Genomic DNA, 18679 nt, shown 5'->3' with positions numbered 1-18679 from the left:
TGGCTCAATCCAAGTGCCAGGTGGCGCGCAGGTCGGCGGTGACCTCGTGCTCGCCGTACTCGACAGGGACCGGGGCGCCGGCCGGGGCGGAGCGCATGGCCACGAATTCGATCCCGCCGCGGGGCTCCGGTGGGGCCGCGACGTTTTCGGTGATCTCCAGGACCGGCCCGAGCGTGCGCTCGGCGCGGGAGGCATAGCGGCGGGCGCGGTCGAGGGCGTCGTCCCAGGCGGCCTCCCGCGCACGCACCAGCAATTCGCCCCGGTCGGCCACGGTGAGGTTCAGGCCGCCGAGGCGGACGTCGTCGCCTCCGGCCGCGACCGCCCGCGCGATCACGGACGCGGGTTCGGCCACCTCCGTAGCCGACCCGCCCGCGGCCTCGGAGGTAGCGCCGGAGCTCGGGATGCGCAGGCTGACGGTCAGGGATGTGGTCGCCACGTACCCGGTGATGCGGGAACCCTCGTTGTCGGTCCACGTCGTCTCGGTCCGCACGGACAAGCCGGTGGTGGCGATATCGCTCGCGACGACACCGTCGGCGCGCAGCGCGCCGGTGACCGCGGCGGTCCGTTCACCCGCCCGGCCGTAGGCCGCCGCCACCGTCTCGGCCCGGGTTTCGACCGAAATCGACACCTGCATCCGATCGGGCGTCGCCGTCGCCACGCCGTGGCCGAATGTGGTGACAGTGGCGTCTCTCTGCTGCTGAGCGGTCATATCGTCCTTCCTGCGGGGCGGGACGGGCAGTCACCCACTGTAATGCGGTTGATCTATGTCGAGCCTCACACCGATATCGGATGTCGCAGCTCGCCGGTCGTTCCCGTCGTCGGGCCCGGATGCGGCTCCGTAGACTGTTCGAGACAGACGAGCCACGGAGAGGGAGCGAGAACGGTGGGAGTTCTTTCCCGGGTCGATACGCCCGAGGACCTGCGCCGGCTGACGGTGCCGCAGCTGCGCGAGCTGGCCGAGGAGATTCGGGAGTTCCTGGTCCGCAAAGTAGCGGTCACCGGCGGCCATCTGGGTCCGAATCTGGGGGTGGTGGAATTGACCATCGCCCTGCACCGGGTCTTCGACTCCCCGGCCGACCCGATCATCTTCGACACCGGCCATCAGGCTTATGTGCACAAGATCCTCACCGGCCGTAAGGACGGATTCGATCGGCTGCGCAAGCACGGCGGCCTGTCCGGCTACCCGAGTCGTGCCGAGAGCGAGCACGACTGGGTGGAGTCCTCGCACGCCTCGGCGTCGCTGTCCTACGCCGACGGTCTGGCCAAGGCATTCGCGCTGACCGGGCAGGATCGCCACGTGGTCGCGGTCGTCGGTGACGGCGCGCTCACCGGCGGCATGTGCTGGGAGGCGTTGAACAATATCGCCGCGGGACCGGATCGGTCGCTGATCATCGTGGTCAACGACAACGGCCGCTCGTATTCGCCGACCATCGGCGGATTGGCCGACCGGCTGACCGCGCTGCGCATGCAACCGGCCTACGAGCAGGCGCTCGACGCCACCAAGCGGTTCGTCCAGGGCATTCCGCGCGTCGGCAACTCGGCCTATTCGATGCTGCACGCGCTCAAGGCCGGGATCAAGGACGCGGTCGCCCCGCAGGAGCTGTTCAGCGATCTCGGGCTCAAATACGTCGGCCCGGTGGACGGGCACGATCCGGTGGCGCTCGAGGCGGCGCTGCGCCGCGCCAAGGATTTCGGCGGCCCGGTCGTGGTGCACGCGGTGACGCTCAAGGGCCGCGGATATCAGCCCGCGGTCGACCACGTCGCCGACCAGATGCATTCCATCGGCGCCATCGACCCCGAGACCGGACAGCCGACCGGTGGCAAGACCGTCGGGTGGACCTCGGTGTTCTCCGAGGAACTGATCCGCCACGGTGAACAGCGCGACGACATCGTCGCCCTCACCGCCGCGATGTCGGGCCCCACGGGACTGGCGCCGTTCGGTGAGCGGTTCCCCGACCGGCTGTTCGACGTGGGTATCGCCGAACAGCATGCGATGACCTCCGCCGCCGGACTGGCGCTGGGTGGTCTGCACCCGGTGGTCGCGATCTATTCGACCTTCCTCAACCGCGCCTTCGATCAGCTGCTGATGGACGTGGCGCTGCTGAAACTGCCGGTGACGCTGGTGCTGGACCGCGCCGGCATCACCGGCGACGACGGCGCCAGCCACAATGGCATGTGGGATCTGTCGGTGCTGGGCATCGTGCCCGGCATTCGCGTCGCCGCCCCGCGCGATGCGGTGACCCTGCGCGAGGAGTTGGCCGAGGCGTTGGCCGTCGCCGACGGCCCGACCGCGCTGCGTTTCCCGAAAGGCCCTGTCGTCGAGGAGGTTTCGGCGCTGGAACGGCTCGACGGTGTCGACGTGCTGCGGATGCCGGAAGGCTCCTCGGCGCAGGCGGTACGTGGTGACGTCCTGCTCGTGGCGGTCGGCGCGCTCGGCGCCACCGCGGTCGCGGCGGCGGATCTGCTGGCGGATCGGGGGATTTCGGTGACGGTGGTGGACCCGCGCTGGGTGCTGCCGGTCTCCGACACCGTCGTCAAACTGGCCGAGAACTATCGCATGGTGGTCACCGTGGAGGACGGCGGCCTGCACGGCGGCATCGGCTGCACCGTCTCCGCGCGGCTGCGCGATTCCGGACTCGACGTGCCGACCCGCGAACTCGGGGTGCCGCAGCAGTTCCTCGAGCACAGCTCGCGCGCCCAGATCCACCAGGAGCTGGGACTGACGGCCGAGAACATCGCCGAGCGCGTTACCCGGTGGCTGACCGGTGGTGCGGTGTAGATTCTGAAACCGGTTACAGTTTTCGTCGCCGGTAGGAGTCCGCATGTCGTTCGTGCTCGTCGAGAAGCCTCGCCCGCAGATCGCGCTGGTCACCCTGAACCGGCCCGAACGCATGAACGCCATGGCGTTCGACGTCATGATCCCGCTGCGGGAGACGCTCGAATCCGTGGCCGCCGACAACGAGGTCCGCGTCGTCGTGCTCACCGGCGCCGGCCATGGCTTCTGCTCCGGCGCCGATCTGCAGGGCGCCGGCCGGGTGCCGAATATCGAGGGCCTCACCCGCACCACCGTGGCGCGGCGTTCGATGGATCTGCTCGACAATGTGATGACCACACTGCGGCGCATGCATCAGCCGGTGATCGCGGCGATCAACGGGGCCGCGATCGGCGGTGGGTTCTGCCTGAGCATGGCCACCGATATCCGCATCGCGTCGGAGCAGGCCTATTTCCGTGCCGCCGGCATCAACAACGGGCTCACCTCCGCCGAACTCGGCATCAGTTATCTGTTGCCGCGCGCGATCGGAGCCTCCCGGGCCTTCGAGATCATGCTGTCCGGCCGTGACATCGACGCCGCCGAGGCCGAGCGGATCGGCTTGGTGTCCCGCACGGTCGCTGCCGACAAACTCCTCGACACGTGTTACGAACTGGCCGAACGCATCATCGGCTACAGCCGGGTCGGCACCGAGCTCACCAAGCGCATGCTGTGGAGCGGAATGGAGGCCGGCAGCCTGGAATCGCATATGCAGCACGAAGGTACGGCGCAACTCTACGTGCGGCTGACCACCGAGAATTTCGACGAGGCCATCCGCGCGCGCCGCGACCGGCGCACACCGGTCTACGAGGACTGAGCCGGCTCCGGGAACAGTGCCGCGGTCAGTTCGGGAACCGCCAGTTCGCGCTGCCAGGTCCGGGCGCCCCCGGCCTCGAGATACTTGGCGATCGCGGCCGCGGGATCCGACGGCGTTGCGCCGGTGCGGAATTCGGGCAGGCCGTCCCAGCACAGCCGGCGCAGCAGATCGGGAGTCAGCAGATTCTCCACCGGCACCGCGTGGCGTTCCGACAGCGCGTTCATCGCCGCCCGGGCCGCGGCCAGACGAGCCGCAGCGACCGGATCGCGGCGCTCCCAGCGATTGACCGGCGGCGGACCGTCGAACGGTTGCGACATCGGCGGCAGCTGCGAATCCGGCAGCGCGCGAGCACGTTCCACCGCGTTCAGCCATTCCCGCGAATATCGCCGCTGTCGCGGCCCACCGAACACCGGCAGGGCGCGCAACTGCGGAATCGTCTTCGGATCCGCCTGTGCCGCGGCGATGATCGCCGAATCCGGCAGAATCCGGGCGGGGGCCACATCGCGGTGACGCGCGATACCGTCACGGGCGGTCCACAATTCGCGCACGGTCGCGAGCTGGCGTGGCCGCCGCAGCGTGTGGATGCCCGAGGTGCGCCGCCAGCGATCCGGCTTCGGCGGCGCGGGCCGGGCGGTGCGCACATGGTCGAATTCCTGTGCGGCCCAGTCGGATTTACCTTGTTCGGCCAGCACGGCCGCGACCTCGTCGCGCAATTCGACCAGCAGTTCCACGTCCAGGGCCGCGTAGTTGAGCCAGTCCTGCGGCAGCGGCCGGGTCGACCAGTCGGCCGCGCCGTGCCCCTTGCGCAGTTCCCGGCCCAGCAGCCGGGCCACCATGGCGGCCAGTCCGACCCGCTCGAACCCGGCCAACCGGCCACCCAGTTCGGTGTCGAACAGCCGGGCCGGTCGCAGCCCCAGTTCGGCCAGGCACGGCAGGTCCTGGTCGGCGGAGTGCAGCACCCATTCCAAATCGTTGATCACCGCCGCCAGCGCGTCCACCGCGCCCGGATCCGGAATCGGGTCGATGAGGAAGGTCCCGCTGCCGCGCCGGCGCAGCTGGATCAGATAGGCCCGGTTGGAGTAGCGAAACCCGGAGGCGCGTTCGGCGTCGACGGCCAGCGGGCCGGAACCGGCGGCCAGCGCGGCGGCCGCCTCCGCGATCTCACGGGCGGAATCGAGAACCGGGGGAATGCCGTCGGCCGGGGCGAGCAGAGGAACCGCGCTGTCCGCGTCCTGCGCGGGCTGCTGCGGTGCGGGTGGTGTCCTCGCGAGGGTGTCGGACTCGTCGGCTTCGGGCATAGCCCGAACTCTACGTGTCGCTCAGAACTGGTCGTCGGCAATCTGCGGATGCGGGCGCAAATGGGTAATGCCGGCCGGGGGCAGTCCCGCGGCGTAGGCCAGCACCTCGCAGAACGCCTCGACATGCTGGGCCAGCTGGGGTGAGCCGACCGTCCACGAGGCACGCAACTCCAGTTGATAGGCGCGCGGCGGCCCGGCGATATCGCCGTAGCGGACCGAACTCGTGGAGGTGACCGTGCCACCGAGCGCGGTGAACTCCTCGCCGCGCGATTCCAGGGCGTCGACCAGCCAGCTCCAGGCGACCTCCGGCAGCAGCGGATCCCCGGCCAGCGCGGCATCGATATCGGCCTGGATGTAGGCCACCAATCGGAAAACGCCGTGCCAGGCCTCGTGCCCGTTCGGGTCGTGCAGCAGGATCAGGCGGCCGAAGGCGTCGTCGTCGGAATCGACCGGGATGACATTGGTGTCGGGATGTTTGACCTCGGCTCCGATGGCATACGAATAGGGTGCCAGGCGTTGTGGGGGCCGGATCGGTGCGAGCTCGATCCGAGGATGGACGGATGCGGTGCCCATCGCATCGACCGCGGCGCGAAACTGGGCTGGTTCGCTGTCAGGGCCCGGGGTCGGTGCGGCGCCGTCGCGGAAGTCGAGCGGTGTCACGTCTGTGAACGGTAGACCTCTGCGGTGTCCGGCACGCGGAGGCGCGCCGCTACGGGCGCCGTGACCGGGCGGGGACGGCCGCGCGGGTGGGTGCCCGGCGGCGGCTTACGATAGCGGGGATGAGCACACCAACCCGCCGCCGCTTGCCCGATGCGCCGTTCCTCGCCGCCGCTACCGGCGCCGGACCCGGCCGCCGTCCCGTCTGGTTCATGCGGCAGGCCGGCCGGTCCCTGCCCGAGTACCGCGAACTGCGCGCGGGCATCGGAATGCTGGAGTCGTGTTTCGATCCGGAGCTGGTGTGCGAGATCACCGTGCAGCCGATCCGCCGCCACGGTGTGGATGCGGCAATCCTGTTCTCCGACATCGTCGTTCCGCTCAAGGCCGCCGGCATCGATCTCGATATCGTGCCCGGCGTGGGGCCGGTGATCGCGAAGCCGGTGCGCTCGGTCGACGATGTGCGCGCACTGCCGCGGTTGCGGCGCGAGGAGGTCGGCGCGGTCACCGACGGGGTGCGGCTGCTGCTCGACGAACTCGGCGAGACACCGCTCATCGGATTCGCCGGTGCCCCTTTCACTCTCGCGTCCTATCTGGTGGAGGGCGGGCCCAGCCGCCACCACGAACGGACCAAGGCGCTGATGTTCGGCGACCCGCAGACCTGGCACGCGCTGCTCGGTGTGCTCACCGATATCACCGTGGAATTCCTGCGCGCCCAGCTCGCGGCCGGCGTGGACGCCGTGCAATTGTTCGACTCGTGGGCGGGCGCGTTGTCGCTGGCGCAGTACCGGGAATTCGTTCTGCCGCATTCGGAACGGGTTTTCGCCGAGATCGCGCAAGCCGGTGTGCCGCGCATCCACTTCGGTGTCGGAACCGGTGAACTGCTGGGTGCGATGGGGGAGGCCGGAGCCGATGTCGTCGGCGTCGACTGGCGAGTGCCGCTGACGGCCGCGGCGCGGCGCGTCGGGCCCGGAAAAGCCTTGCAGGGCAACCTCGATCCGGCCGTCCTGTTCGCGGGCAGCGAGGTCGTCGAGCGTGAGATTCGCCGCATCGCCCACGAGGCGGACGAGGCGATCACCCTCGGCGCCACCGGCCACATCTTCAACCTGGGCCACGGCGTGCTGCCCGACACCGACCCCGGCGCCATCACCGCGGCGGTCGAACTGATCCACAGCCTGCCCACGCCGCTGTAACGGAATCCGCTGCCGGACAGCTGCCGATGTCGGTCATGCGCGGCGCGGGTCGGCCGGGGTCCCGGACGAGGCGGTGAGCGGGCGCTCGTCTGCGGGCGGGTACGTTGCAGAGGCGCGGGTGCGGTGCGGCGCCGACGCGCTCGACGAGTGAGGAGCAGGCTATGCGGGTCGTGGTGGTCGGGGGCGGGATCAGTGGTCTGGTCGCGGGGTATCGGCTGCGGATGGCCCTCGGCTCGGAACTCGAACTGGTGCTGGTGGAGCGACGCGACCGGGTCGGCGGCATTCTGCACACCGGTGAGCTGGCAGGTGAGCCGGTGGACCTGGGAGCGGAGGCGTTCGTGGGCCGCCGGCCCGAGATCCCGGCGCTCCTCGCGGAATTGGGGCTGACCGAACAGTTGGTGCACCCGGCCGGGCGGCGACCGCTGATCTGGTCCGGCGGCGCCGCCCACCCACTGCCCGAACGCACGCTGATGGGCATTCCCGCCAGCCCGGATGCCGTGGCCGGCCTGGTGGACGCGGACACGCTCGACCGTATCGCCGCCGAGCCCAGCCGGCCGCTGCGCTGGGAACGCGGCGGCGATGTGTCGGTCGCCGAGCTGGTCGGCGACCGCTTCGGCACGCAGGTGGTCCGGCGCAGTGTCGACCCGCTGCTGGGCGGGGTGTATGCCGGGCGTGCGGAGTCGATCGGGGTGCGGGCGGCGCTGCCGACCCTGGCCGCCGCCCTCGACGCCGGCGCTCCGAATCTCACCCGCGCGGTCGCCGACGCCCTGCCGCCGCCGTCCACGGCCCCGGTCTTCGGCGGCCTGCGCGACGGATACCGGGTACTCCTCGACGCCCTGCGCGAGGCCGCCGCGCCGAAGGTCGAAACCGATACGGCCGCAACGGGTCTGGCGCGTACGGCCACGGGCTGGCGGGTCGACCCCATCGGTGAGGCCGACGCTGTGATCTTGGCCACCCCGGCCCCGGTCACCGCGACGCTGCTGGGCGCCGCCGCGCCCGCGGCCGCCGCGGTCGCGGCCACCATCGAACTGTCCTCGTCGGCCGTGGTGGCGCTGGGCCTGCCGGCCGAGACCCCACTGCCCGACAATTCGGGGATCCTGGTCGCCACCGGAGAACCGTTGCGCGCCAAGGCCTTCACGCTGTCCAGCCGCAAATGGCCGCATCTGGCCGAGCGCGAGGTGGCGCTGGTGCGCGCCTCCTTCGGCCGCTTCGGCGACGACACCCCTCTGACCTGGTCGGACGAGGATCTCGTCGCCGCCGCGGTGGCGGACCTGTCCACCGTCACCGGACGTGCGATTCGTCCCGACACGGCCCTGGTGCAACGCTGGCGCGGTGGCCTGCCGCAGTACGCGCCGGGCCACACCACCCGGATCGCGGAACTGGAATCGGCGGTCGCGGCGCTGCCCGGCCTGGCGATCGCCGGTGCCTACCTGCACGGCGTCGGCGTCCCGGCCTGTGCTGCCTCGGGAACCGCTGCCGCGCAACGCATTCTGTCGCACTGACGCACGGTGCACCAGGTTCGCCATCACTCGCCGCCCAGTCTGTCGCCGCGTTCCGGCGGCCCGGCTCGGCCCGGTTCCGGATGGCCGTGCCACGGTCACGGGTGGATCCGCGCGCGACCCACGACCGTTGTCGTGCGGCAGAACACGGGATGCGGCCGTTCTGTCGCACAGTGCCCAGTGGCACGATGGACGCTATGGCGCGACTCGATTACCAAGCTCTCAATTCGACCATCCGGTATCTGATGTTCTCGGTGTTCCAGGTCAAACCCGGAGTACTGGGGGATCAGCGCGACACCGTGGTCAAGCAGGCGCGTGAATTCTTCGACTCGCTCGAGGAGCGTGGCGTCGTGGTCCGCGGCCTCTACGACGTGGCGGGTCTGCGCGCCGACGCCGATTTCATGATCTGGTGGCATGCCGAGCGGATCGAGGATCTGCAGGCCGCCTACGCCGATTTCCGCCGCACCACCGATCTGGGCCGCGCGAGCACGCCGGTGTGGAGCAATGCCGCCCTGCACCGTCCGGCGGAGTTCAACAAGAGCCACATCCCGGCCTTCCTGGCCGGGGAGGAACCGGGCAACTACATCTGCGTCTACCCGTTCGTGCGCTCCTACGACTGGTACCTGCTGCCCGACGAGGAGCGTCGCCGCATGCTCGCCGACCACGGCAAGCAGGCCCGCGCCTATCCGGACGTGCGGGCCAATACGGTGGCCTCGTTCGCGCTCGGCGACTACGAGTGGATTCTCGCCTTCGAGGCCCCGGAACTGCACCGCATCGTCGACCTGATGCGTGATCTGCGCGCCACCGACGCCCGCAACCACGTGCGCGAGGAGATTCCGTTCTTCAGCGGCCCGCGCGTGGAGGTCGAGCAGCTGGTCAACGCGCTGCCCTGAGCCGCGTGATCCCCCTGTGCCCCCGGAATTCGGGGCGTGCCGGAATGCGGCCGGGCCCGTAGGGTCGTCCCGTCAGCTCGGTCGCGCGCCTGCTCGGCGCGCGATCCGCAGCGGCGGATCGCATCCGGCACTCGGGCGGTGAGTTCGGACCACAGCGGGCTCGAACGCCTCGCTGCGCCGCGATCAGCCCGCCGCGTCGTCCGAGGGGTGCAGGCGCAGCGCGATCGAGTTGATGCAATACCGCTTGTCGGTCGGGGTCGGATAACCCTCGCCCTCGAAGACGTGCCCGAGGTGGCTGTGGCAGTTGGCGCACAGCACCTCGACCCGGCGCATCCCCAGCGAGTCGTCGGCCCGCAGAATCACCGCATCGGAATCGGCCGGATCGAAGAACGACGGCCACCCGCAGTGCGAATGGAATTTCTCGGTGCTGCGGAACAATTCGGCGCCGCAGGCCCGGCAGGTGTAGACGCCGGTGGTTTCGGTATCGGTGTATTCACCGGTGAAGGCGCGTTCGGTGCCCGCTTCGCGCAGCACCGCGTACTCCTGCGGGGTCAGCCGCGCCCGCCACTGCTGCGGGCTCAGCTCGATCTTGGGTGCCGGAAGCGATGAGGTCGCGGGCGAACCATCCTGTGAGCTCATGACGCGAGTCTAGTGGCGCCGCGCGACCACCCTCGATGCGCGTGAGATCACCGCAGGTCAGCGCAGTGCACCGGCCTCGGACTGGGCCGTGGGATCCATCGTGTCGTCATCGGGCACCGATTCGTGGCGATCGATGCGCGGCGCCGGATCGGCGGTGGCGGCCGGAGTCGTCGTGGTCGCCGTGTGCGACAGGAACGCCGGCTCGATACCCGAATCCAGCCGGCCCTCGCGCCGGGCCGCGAGATACCGGTCGCCGAGGACGCAGAACGTCACGATCAGCAGCAGCGCCCAGCCGAAGGTGACGCGCAGGTACTCGAGCGCGCGCCCGGCGCTCTGCCAGTGGTCGAGCAGCCACTTGTCGTAGGTCATGAACCCGAAGATCGCCATCCACGCCGGCCAGTTGCGCAACACCGAATTGCGCAGCACCACCGTCATGAGGAACGGGAACAGCATCATCGAGTAGTACTGCTGTCCCAGACCCGACAGCAGCCAGGACGCGATCAGGATGATGCCCGCGGTGGTGCAGACGAAGAACAGCTCGTCGTCTCGGCAGTATCGGTACAGCAGCCACAGCGAGATCAGCACCAGCACGCCGAGCGTGATGCGCATACCCCAGGACAGCCACATCGGCAGTCCGTAGTACTCGGCATTGCCCGCGATCGCGCTGTTGAAGTAGTCACGCGATTTGAGCAGATAGGGCAGCGTGCGGTGGACGAAGTCCATCGGATCCTTGGTCAGCGGCCACGCGACCGCCATCAGCACCACCGGCACGCCGATCGCGGTGATGAAGACCTGCCACTGGCGCCGCGCCAGCGGTATCAGCAGCATCGGCGCCAGCGTCGGTTTGACCGCGATCGTGAGTCCCATGACGAGTCCGGCCAGCAGGTCCCGCCGCTGCAGCAGCAGGTGGATGAACAGCACCTCCGCCAGCAGCAGGCAGCCGTTGACATTGCCGAAACCCAATGTGTTCATGACGGTTTCGGAGGCGAACATCAGCAACAGCAGCAGCGGCGCGGCCACCGATTTCGTCGAGTACTTGAACAGCCGCAGCAGCAGATACCAGGCCAGGATGATCGCCACCGCGTTGAGCGCGATGAAACACCAGCGCGATTTCTCCGGGTCGATCAGCGCCAGCGGCGCGATCAGCAGGGTGCCGCTGGGCGGGTACAGATAGTGCGGGTCGACCAGGTCGAAGTTCTCGCCGTAGATCGCCCGCCCGTTGAGGAAGGCCAGCGAGGCCTTGTAAACCGGCGCGAAATCGTCGGTGATGGAGAAGTTGGTCCCTTTGACGATGACCTGATGCAGCACTGTGAGGATCGCAAACGGCCACAGTGCGAAGTTGAACACTTCGGCGGTGGTGCGAGCGGTGCGCGGCTCGAGCTGACGAAGGAACACTGGGGCACGGTACACCGGAAACCTGGGCGATGGTTGCGCGGACCCGCCGTCGGGCGCGCCGGAGACCGCTTTTGCCAGGTGTGTGCCGGGCCACGTCGCGCGTACCCGCACGCTCGCCTCAGGCCGGGCAGGCGGTGCCGTCGGCGGGCAGCGTGCCGTCCTTCAGATAGCCGACGATGTTCTGCTGCGCACAACCCGAATGGGTGAACACCGGATGCCCCCAGCCCTGCCACTGCACGGTGGAGTTGCGCGCACCGGCCGCACCCAGCGCGCCGGTGACCGAGGATCGCCCGTCGCCGCCGACGACGGGATCGGCGGCCGTGCCCAGCACCAGCACCGGCAGGGTGAACGTGTCCGGCAGTCGCGGCGCCTGCGCCACCGGCCACGCCGAACATTCCATCAATCCGGTGGCCGCGGTCTTCCCGAAGGCGGGATATTTGGCGGCCCACTCGATTTCGAGCTGCTTGGCGCGCTCGGGGGTGGCGGGCTGCTGGTTGTCGCTACAGCGGGACACGAACTGCCCGTCGGCTCCCACCGCCGCAGCCTCCCGGGTGACCAGAGCCTGCACAGCCCCCTGATCGCCGCGTCCGGCCGCCGACAGCGCATCGGCCAGTTCGGTGGTGCGCGCGGCCTGATCGGCGCGTGGGTCGCCGAGGAACGCGGTGATGGTGGTGGTCAGCGCCGATGCCGACAGTGTGCCGAGTTGTCCCGCTCCTGCCCGGTTGATCAGATCGGTGATCGCGGCCCGCGGATCCGCGCCCAGTGAGCATCCGAGATCGGCGCAGCGCCGGGCGAATCCGGTCAGCGCCGCCTCGGCACCCTTCACCTGCTGTTCGGTGCGCGTCACCGCGTCGGTATTGGCCGGTTCCGGCGAATCGAGCACCAGCCGGGCGAGCCGGTTGCCGAACTTGGCGGCATAGCTCAGTGCCACTCGTGCGCCGTTTCCGGTGCCCAGCAGATCGATGTGGTCGACCTGCCACTGTTTGCGCAGCTGTTCGATGTCGTCGGCGGCGTGCGGGGCGTCGAAGGTGCCCTGATAGGGCTGGAGGAAGTCCTGGCAGGCGACGGTGGCGTTCTGGCTCAGTGTCGCCACCGCATCCACCCGGTCGCCGCCACCGGGGGCGAACTGGCCGTTGTCGGCCAGCCCCCGGCGGGTGTCGTCGGGCAGGCAGTCGATGGGCTGCGAGCTGCCGATACCGCGCCGATCCACCCCGACCACCGGCCTGCTCGCCAGAATCGCCGCGCCCGGTCCGGAGACCAGACCCGCGACGGTCGCGGTGGAGGATCGATCACCGCCGGAGGTCACCACCAGCGGCGCCGCGTCGGCGGGCGTCTGCGGCGTGCGGGCGCGGACCGCGGCGATCCGGAAGGTGCCCAGGACCGTGCCGCCGGAATCGATCGGCGCCGAGAACTCCGCGCAGTCGAAACTCACTCCGGCCGGCGGTGCCCCGGTGCCCAGCGAGGTGAAGGTCGGTGCCGCGCAATCGTGCCAGGCGAGATCGGTTTTGGGGACCGGTGCCCGCGGTGGTGCCGCCGGCGCGGCGCGGGTGCTGGTGGCCGGGCCCGAGCCGCCGTGCGGTTGTTCCACCGCGACGCCCGGTCGCTGCGACGGTCCGGCACCACAGGCGGTGGTCAGCAGAACCGTCAGCGACGATGCCAGCAGAGCGGCGCGAGTCCAACGCATGCGCTACAGCCTGCCAGGTCCGGTGCGTCGTTTCAGCCTTGGGTGCGGCTGCGCTCCCACCGCGTCAGCACCGTGCCGTCGTCGTCGATCAGTGCGTGGCGCAGGCTCATCGGCGTCGGCAAGGCATTGGGCGACACCGCGATTCGGCCCGCCGTACCGCCGACCAGCAGCGGCGAGACGGTCAGGCACAACTCGTCGACCGCGCCCGCGCCGATCAGTTCGCCGAACAGCGACGGGCCGCCCTCGCACAGCACCCGCAGCAGGCCGCGCTCGCCCAGCACCCGGCGGATGTCGGCGGCGGTGACGGTGCTCTGCCCGGCCTCGATCACCTCGGCGCCGGTCTCGGCGAGCAGGCGTTTGCGTTCGCCGTCGGCCGCGGCGGTGGTGAGGATCATCGGCGGGCGCTGGGTGTCGGTGAACAGCCGGCTCGACGGATCCAGCGCCGCGCTCGCGGTCACCACAGCGACCGGCGGCGGCGCACCGTCGCGCGCCCCGCCCAGCCCGTGGTGATGCAGGCGCATGCGGCGCCGGGAATCGGTGCGCGCACCGCCGTAGTTCTCCACGCGCACGGTACCGGCGCCGACGACGATCACGTCGGCCAGATCGCGCAGGATGGCGAAGACGGTGGCGTCGGCGGGCCGGCCCAGGGCGCCGGAGCGGTCGTCGACGGTGACCGCGCCGTCGAGGCTGGCGATGAAGTTGACCCGGATCCACGGCCGCTCCAGGGCCGCCGGATAGGTGTAGAGCTGAACCAGGTCGGTGATCTCGCCGGCACCGTCGGTGGTCAGTGCTGTGAACTGGATCGCATCGGGGACACGCTGCATAAGGTCCGATCACACCACGTCAGTACGCTACGAGCGTGCAACAACGCCTCGTCGATCGTCATCCGGAGGTTCCGGCCGATCAACTCATCGCCCAGATGGTGCCCCCGCCCACCTTCGACGAGGTGAGTTTTGCCTCCTACATTCCCGATCCCAAGGAGCCGAGCCAGGCCGCGGCCGTGCGCGCGGCCGAGGATTTCGCCGCGCGCGTGGGCAAGATCCACGCCGCCGCCGGCAAGAAGTCGCTGTTCGGGAAGAAGAAGCACGTCGACGGTGCCGGGCTGTATCTCGACGGTGGATTCGGCGTCGGTAAGACGCACCTGCTGGCCTCGATCTTCCATGCCTCACCCGGCCCGAAATCGTTCGGCACCTTCGGTGAGGTGACGAATCTCGTGGGCGCCCTGGGCTTCACGAACGCGGTGGAACGCCTGGGCGGCAACAGCGTGCTGTGCATCGACGAATTCGAACTCGACGATCCGGGCGACACCATGCTCGTGTCGCGGCTGCTCACCGAATTGACCGCGCGCGGCGTGTCGGTGGCGGCGACGTCGAACACGCTGCCCGATCAACTGGGTGAGGGCCGGTTCGCCGCGCAGGACTTCCTGCGCGAGATCCGCAAGCTGGGTTCGTTGTTCGACACCGTCCGCGTCGACGGCCCCGACTACCGCCACCGCGACCTGCCGCCCGCGCCGGAACCCACCGATCCGGGACTGCTGTCCGAAAAGGCCGCGGCCACACCGAATTCCACGCTCGACGACTTCGACGGACTGCTCACGCACCTGAGCACGCTGCATCCGTCGAAGTACGGTTCGCTGATCGCGGGCGTGTCGGCGGTCTACATCTCGGCGGTCCACACCATCACCGATCAGGCGGTGGCGCTGCGGATGGTCGTGCTGGCGGACCGGCTCTACGACGCCGGCACGCCGGTCACCGTCTCGGGTGCGCCGCTGGACAAGATCTTCTCCGAGGAGATGCTCGGCGGCGGGTACCGCAAGAAGTACCTGCGCGCGATCTCGCGCCTGCTGGCGCTGTCGCGATTCGAGGTGCCGGCGGGCTGAGCCCGGTCCGTACGGCGTACTGTCGGGAGGCGAACCCGTAATGGACGACTGTCCAGTTTCCCTCTGAACGGAGCTGACATGGCCCATCGTTCGATTCGCCTCGCTGCCACCGTCGCCGTCGGCGCTCTCATCGCGGCCGGTCCGGCGCTGGGTGTCGCGGTCGCCGCCGACCCGCCCGCCGCCCCCTCGTCGGTCTCGGTGAACACCGAGGACCGGCCGCTGCATCTGGCGAGTGTGCAGAATGCCCGCGATATCGGCGGATACCGCACCACCGACGGTCACGTCGTCAGGACCGGCCTGGTCTTCCGCTCGGGGGACCTGGGCAAACTGTCCGACGCCGATTCCGCCGCGCTGTCCGCGCGCGGGCTGCGAGTCGTCGCCGATCTGCGCACGAGCTACGAACGCGCGCTGAGCCCGGACCGGGTGCCGGTGGGGGCGACGCTGAACATCCACGATGTGATCGGCCAGGCGCCGCCGCAGGTCGTGGCCTCGACGCTGAGCGCCGGCACCGACCTGTATCGCGCGTTCATCACGGCTCCCGGTGCGAGCGAGGCGTTCGCCGGCGTCCTGCACGACATCGCCGGCGGCGACGGTTCGGTGCTCTTCCACTGCTCGGCCGGCAAGGATCGCACCGGCTGGACCTCGGCGGTCCTGCTGACGATCCTCGGCGTGGACCGCGAGACGGTGAACTACGACTTCCTGCTGTCGAACTACTATCGCGACGCCGCCGAGGGTGACACGGTGAACGGGGTCGTGCAGTCGGCGCTGGATTCCGCCTTCGATCAGGTGAACCAGAGCTACGGCAGTTTCGACGACTACGTCCACGACGGATTGAAGCTGACCGACGGCGATATCGCGGCGTTGAAGGCGAAACTGCTCTCCTGACCGCGGATTTCCGGCGCGAGTGAATCCGGTTGCGGGGCAGCCGGATTCACGGCTCCCGTTGCATCACGAAGTCGTGGCACACCTGGCTGCCGACAGTGAAGGTCTTGGTGCCGACTCGGCGGAAACCGTGCTTGCCGTAGAAGCGCTGGGCCCGCTCGTTGCGCTGGTTCACGCCGAGCCAGATCACCGAAAATCCGCCGCGGCGCGCATAGTCCACCGCCGCGTCCATCAGGGCGGTCGAGACGCCACGGCCGTGGTAGCCGGGGATCACGTACATCTTGCTGATCTCGAGCGCGGGGCGGGCCTCGATCATGGTGGCGACCATGGGGTCGACGGGTTCACCGGCGATCAGCATGGTGTAGCCGACGATGTCGCCGCCGATGACGGCCTTGAGCACGACGCGCTGCGGATCGCTCAGATATTCGCCGAAGCGTTCGCCGGACAGCACCTCGGCGATGAACGCGGCGATGCTCTCCTCGGTCAGCTCCGGCGGGCACGCCAAAGGGAACGTCGCGGTGGCGACGTCGCTCAATTTCTCCGCGTCCCACAGGCCGGCGCGGTCGACGACGACTTCCTGCTCGGTCATGGGTCCAGTACAACATGTCCGGATCGGGTCGCCGCCGGCTCGCCGGGGGCCGGGCGCGGCCGGAAGAAACGCGCGGTGGCGATGAGGACGAGGGCGAACAGCAGCGGGATCACGAACCCGATCCGCAGGCTCGACGCAGCGGCGACGGCCCCGACCACGCCGCCGCCGATCAGTGTGCCGGCGTAGTTGAACAGGTTGAGCCGGGCGATCACCGCGTCCAGTCCGCGGCCTTCGGTCAGTCGCCCGGCTTCGCTGAAGCACAGCGGTGCGATCACGGGCAGGCCGAGGCCCGCGACGAGGAATCCGGCCAGTGCCGTGGCCGGTCCGGGCGCGGCCACCACCAGCGTCAGGCCGAGAACGCCGATCCCGGCGGCCACTCGAACCACCGCCCGCGCGCCGAATCGGCGCACCCACCAGTCGCCGCTGAGCCGGGTGAGCAGCGAGGCGCCCTGGTAGGCGGCCAGCGCCAGGGCCGCCGTCGCCGACGACGACAGCAGATCGTCGGTGAGGTACAGCGCGGACCAGTTGCCCACCGCCAGATCGATGGCGAACACCAGCGCCATCGCGATACCCAGGGCGAGATAGGCCCGCAGGGCAACGGCCGCAACGGGTTCGGGCGCCCGCCCCGAATCGGCGGGCTGCGCTTCGGCCTGGCCGGCCCCGAGCAGTCGAGGCCCGAACACCAGGCTCGCCACCGCGACCACCGCGGCGGCGATGGTGACCGCATAGGGCAGTGTGATTCCGGCTTTCGCGCAGCCCGAGACGAACAGGGCGCCGAGAATCGATCCGGCGCTCCACGCGGCGTAGAACGACGACAGCACGAACCGCCCGTACCCGTGCTGAATGAACACCGCCTGCATATTCGTGCCCGCGTCGACCATGCCGACCGCGACCCCGTAACAGCCGAGTGCGACCAGCGCGACCGCGATGGTCGGCGCGACCGCGATCGCCAGTCCGGTCACCGCGATCAGAGCCAGCCCGGCCCGCAACGCCACCCGGCTCGACCAGCGCACCGCCACCCGCTCGGCCAGCAGACTGCCGCCGGCGGCCAGCCCGGAGATCATCACGACCGCGACCAGGATGACGGTGTCGGTGAGCCCGAGTCGATCCCGCTGTTGCGGCAGTTCGGTGAGCACCACCGCGAGAAAGAAGCCCTGCAGCGCGAAGGCCACCGAATTGGCGGTGCGGGCGGCACGCACGGCCGATACAGGAATGTATCCGCGGTCGAACATCTGCGCAGCCTAATGGGTCGGAGCCCCGAGACGGTAGCGGAGCCCCCGAGCCTCGCACTCGGCAGCAGTAGTTCCGGCTTCGCAACGTCGCGATTACGCCGCTGTCCGATCGCGGGCGATTCCGCAGTTCACCCGACTCGATGATCACGTGGGGCTCCCGGTTGGATAACGAAACCGGTCACGGGGACGTGTAGCCCCCTGGCACGTGCGGCACTCTGGATACAGCGGGCCGCACGGGCCGCTGGTGCACGGGTAGGGGAGTGGTCGCGTGAGTACGACAGAACGGGCCGAGACGAGGCAGCAGACGACGACGCTGGCTCCCCTGGAGCCGGTGAAACTGCCTGTGGTGGAGCCGAATCCGCGTGGACATCAGGCGGGTGACCGGTGTCGCGAACCCGGATGTGGCGACTGTCACTGGGATGTGCAACGGCTCAAGTACTGGTTGCGCGGCAGGCTGCTGGCGGCGGGTGCCGACGATGCCGAGGTGGACAAACCGCTGGGTGCGCAGACACCCGGTCTGCTGTGGCGGCGCGGGGACCGGTTGTGCGCGATCGAGGTGCGCAGCGCGCCGGTCTCGATCGAGGACGCGCGCATACGCACGGCCAGGTTGAAGGCGGTGGGCTGTGACGAGGTGTTGTGGCTGTGCCCGACGGGATATTGGATCGGGCAGATACCGGCGCTGGGCGTGGACGATTTCGCCGCCGCCGGGTGTGAGTACCGGGCATTGTCGGGTGGGCTGGTCATCGATTCCGACGGTATCCTCAGTCCCAGGCAAACCCCCTGGGGAATAAGGGAATTCATCGATGGCTGGGTCGCGGGCGAGTTGGCCTGCGGGTATCTGGACGAGGACACGAGAGGGTGGGCGACGGTGAGCGATTGGGAGGCCCACACCCACGCACAGGCGATGATGATCGCGCAGCAGCGGCAGGAACTGCTCGACCAGCGCACCGAATTGGCCCTGGCGCGCAGGGCGGCTCGGGACAAGGCCAAACAGATGCACAAGATGATGCACCGGCTCGAACGCGCCGAACTCGTCGCCGGGGAGCTGGACGCGGTCAAACGCCGACTGTCCGATCGCGACAGGCTCGAGGCCGGCCTGCGGGTGCGAATCGCGCGTCAGCGCGAGGCGGTGCTGCACTGGCAGCTGTTGACCTGTTTCGCGATGCTGGTGATCGTGACGTTCATCGTGGCGGGATTCATGTTGAAGTAGGACTGT

General features: G+C 69.5%; 17 protein-coding genes. 8 read left to right on the top strand and 9 right to left on the bottom strand.

What is annotated here, in order from left to right; translation table 11 throughout:
* Positions 1-4: 4 nt before the first annotated feature.
* Entirely contained in the window at positions 5-709 is a 705-nt protein-coding gene (locus tag NA3_RS04480) for an SIMPL domain-containing protein (RefSeq protein ID WP_062962296.1), read from the bottom strand.
* Between the two features lie 174 nt (positions 710-883).
* Between NA3_RS04480 and dxs the strand changes: the two genes are divergently transcribed.
* Both dxs and NA3_RS04470 read left to right on the top strand, forming a co-directional pair.
* Positions 884-2779 (top strand): 1-deoxy-D-xylulose-5-phosphate synthase, encoded by a 1896-nt coding sequence (gene dxs, locus NA3_RS04475; RefSeq protein ID WP_062962295.1) that lies wholly within the window; start codon positions 884-886, stop codon positions 2777-2779.
* 43 nt (positions 2780-2822) lie between these two features.
* Entirely contained in the window at positions 2823-3626 is an 804-nt protein-coding gene (locus NA3_RS04470; protein WP_030517206.1) for an enoyl-CoA hydratase, read from the top strand.
* Here the strand turns inward: NA3_RS04470 and NA3_RS04465 are convergent.
* Both NA3_RS04465 and NA3_RS04460 read right to left on the bottom strand, forming a co-directional pair.
* A complete protein-coding gene (locus NA3_RS04465; RefSeq protein ID WP_084491140.1) occupies positions 3614-4924 on the bottom strand; it encodes an HRDC domain-containing protein in 1311 nt (436 codons plus the stop codon). The genes NA3_RS04470 and NA3_RS04465 overlap by 13 nt on opposite strands.
* A 21-nt stretch (positions 4925-4945) precedes the next feature.
* The gene (locus NA3_RS04460) at positions 4946-5584 is read right to left on the bottom strand and encodes a DUF3000 domain-containing protein (protein WP_084491137.1); all 639 of its coding nucleotides are present in this window, start codon (positions 5582-5584) and stop codon (positions 4946-4948) included.
* A gap of 119 nt (positions 5585-5703) precedes the next feature.
* On the opposite strand from NA3_RS04460, the gene hemE reads away from it, so the two are divergent.
* The 3 genes from hemE (at position 5704) to hemQ (ending at position 9163) form a co-directional block, all read left to right on the top strand.
* Positions 5704-6771: a uroporphyrinogen decarboxylase gene (gene hemE / locus NA3_RS04455; protein WP_062962294.1), complete on the top strand. Its 1068-nt coding sequence runs from the start codon at positions 5704-5706 to the stop codon at positions 6769-6771.
* Between the two features lie 161 nt (positions 6772-6932).
* A complete protein-coding gene (locus NA3_RS04450; protein ID WP_062962293.1) occupies positions 6933-8273 on the top strand; it encodes a protoporphyrinogen oxidase in 1341 nt (446 codons plus the stop codon).
* A 194-nt stretch (positions 8274-8467) separates the two neighbouring features.
* Positions 8468-9163 (top strand): hydrogen peroxide-dependent heme synthase, encoded by a 696-nt coding sequence (gene hemQ, locus NA3_RS04445; RefSeq protein WP_062962292.1) that lies wholly within the window; start codon positions 8468-8470, stop codon positions 9161-9163.
* A 183-nt stretch (positions 9164-9346) separates the two neighbouring features.
* Here hemQ and msrB read toward each other — a convergent pair whose 3' ends face one another.
* The 4 genes from msrB to NA3_RS04425 all read right to left on the bottom strand — a co-directional run bounded on the left by msrB (position 9347) and on the right by NA3_RS04425 (position 13705).
* Entirely contained in the window at positions 9347-9802 is a 456-nt protein-coding gene (gene msrB / locus NA3_RS04440) for a peptide-methionine (R)-S-oxide reductase MsrB (RefSeq protein ID WP_062962291.1), read from the bottom strand.
* 57 nt (positions 9803-9859) lie between these two features.
* The gene (locus NA3_RS04435; RefSeq protein WP_227995035.1) at positions 9860-11197 is read right to left on the bottom strand and encodes a glycosyltransferase family 87 protein; all 1338 of its coding nucleotides are present in this window, start codon (positions 11195-11197) and stop codon (positions 9860-9862) included.
* Between the two features lie 118 nt (positions 11198-11315).
* Positions 11316-12881 (bottom strand): alpha/beta fold hydrolase, encoded by a 1566-nt coding sequence (locus tag NA3_RS04430; RefSeq protein ID WP_062962290.1) that lies wholly within the window; start codon positions 12879-12881, stop codon positions 11316-11318.
* Between the two features lie 32 nt (positions 12882-12913).
* Positions 12914-13705 (bottom strand): pyrimidine reductase family protein, encoded by a 792-nt coding sequence (locus NA3_RS04425; protein WP_062962289.1) that lies wholly within the window; start codon positions 13703-13705, stop codon positions 12914-12916.
* Between the two features lie 35 nt (positions 13706-13740).
* Here NA3_RS04425 and zapE point away from each other — a divergent pair, with 35 nt between their 5' ends.
* Complete coding sequence (zapE, locus tag NA3_RS04420; protein WP_062962288.1) at positions 13741-14760, top strand: cell division protein ZapE; 1020 nt, start codon at positions 13741-13743, stop codon at positions 14758-14760.
* Between the two features lie 78 nt (positions 14761-14838).
* Positions 14839-15645 (top strand): tyrosine-protein phosphatase, encoded by an 807-nt coding sequence (locus NA3_RS04415; RefSeq protein WP_062962287.1) that lies wholly within the window; start codon positions 14839-14841, stop codon positions 15643-15645.
* Positions 15646-15691: 46 nt separating this feature from the next.
* Here the strand turns inward: NA3_RS04415 and NA3_RS04410 are convergent, their stop codons facing one another.
* Positions 15692-16231, bottom strand: coding sequence for a GNAT family N-acetyltransferase (locus NA3_RS04410; protein ID WP_062962286.1), 540 nt, complete (start codon positions 16229-16231; stop codon positions 15692-15694).
* Entirely contained in the window at positions 16228-17463 is a 1236-nt protein-coding gene (locus NA3_RS04405; RefSeq protein WP_062962285.1) for an MFS transporter, read from the bottom strand. Before NA3_RS04405 ends, NA3_RS04410 begins: the two co-directional genes overlap by 4 nt.
* Before the next feature lie 268 nt (positions 17464-17731).
* On the opposite strand from NA3_RS04405, the gene NA3_RS04400 reads away from it, so the two are divergent.
* Positions 17732-18673: a hypothetical protein gene (locus NA3_RS04400; protein WP_227995036.1), complete on the top strand. Its 942-nt coding sequence runs from the start codon at positions 17732-17734 to the stop codon at positions 18671-18673.
* Positions 18674-18679 lie beyond the last annotated feature (6 nt).

Origin of the sequence: Nocardia africana NBRC 100379 (genome assembly GCF_001612635.1) — a bacterium.
GTDB lineage: Bacteria > Actinomycetota > Actinomycetes > Mycobacteriales > Mycobacteriaceae > Nocardia > Nocardia africana.
Note: the sequence above shows the minus strand (reverse complement) of the source record. Positions and strands in the feature narration are given on the sequence as shown.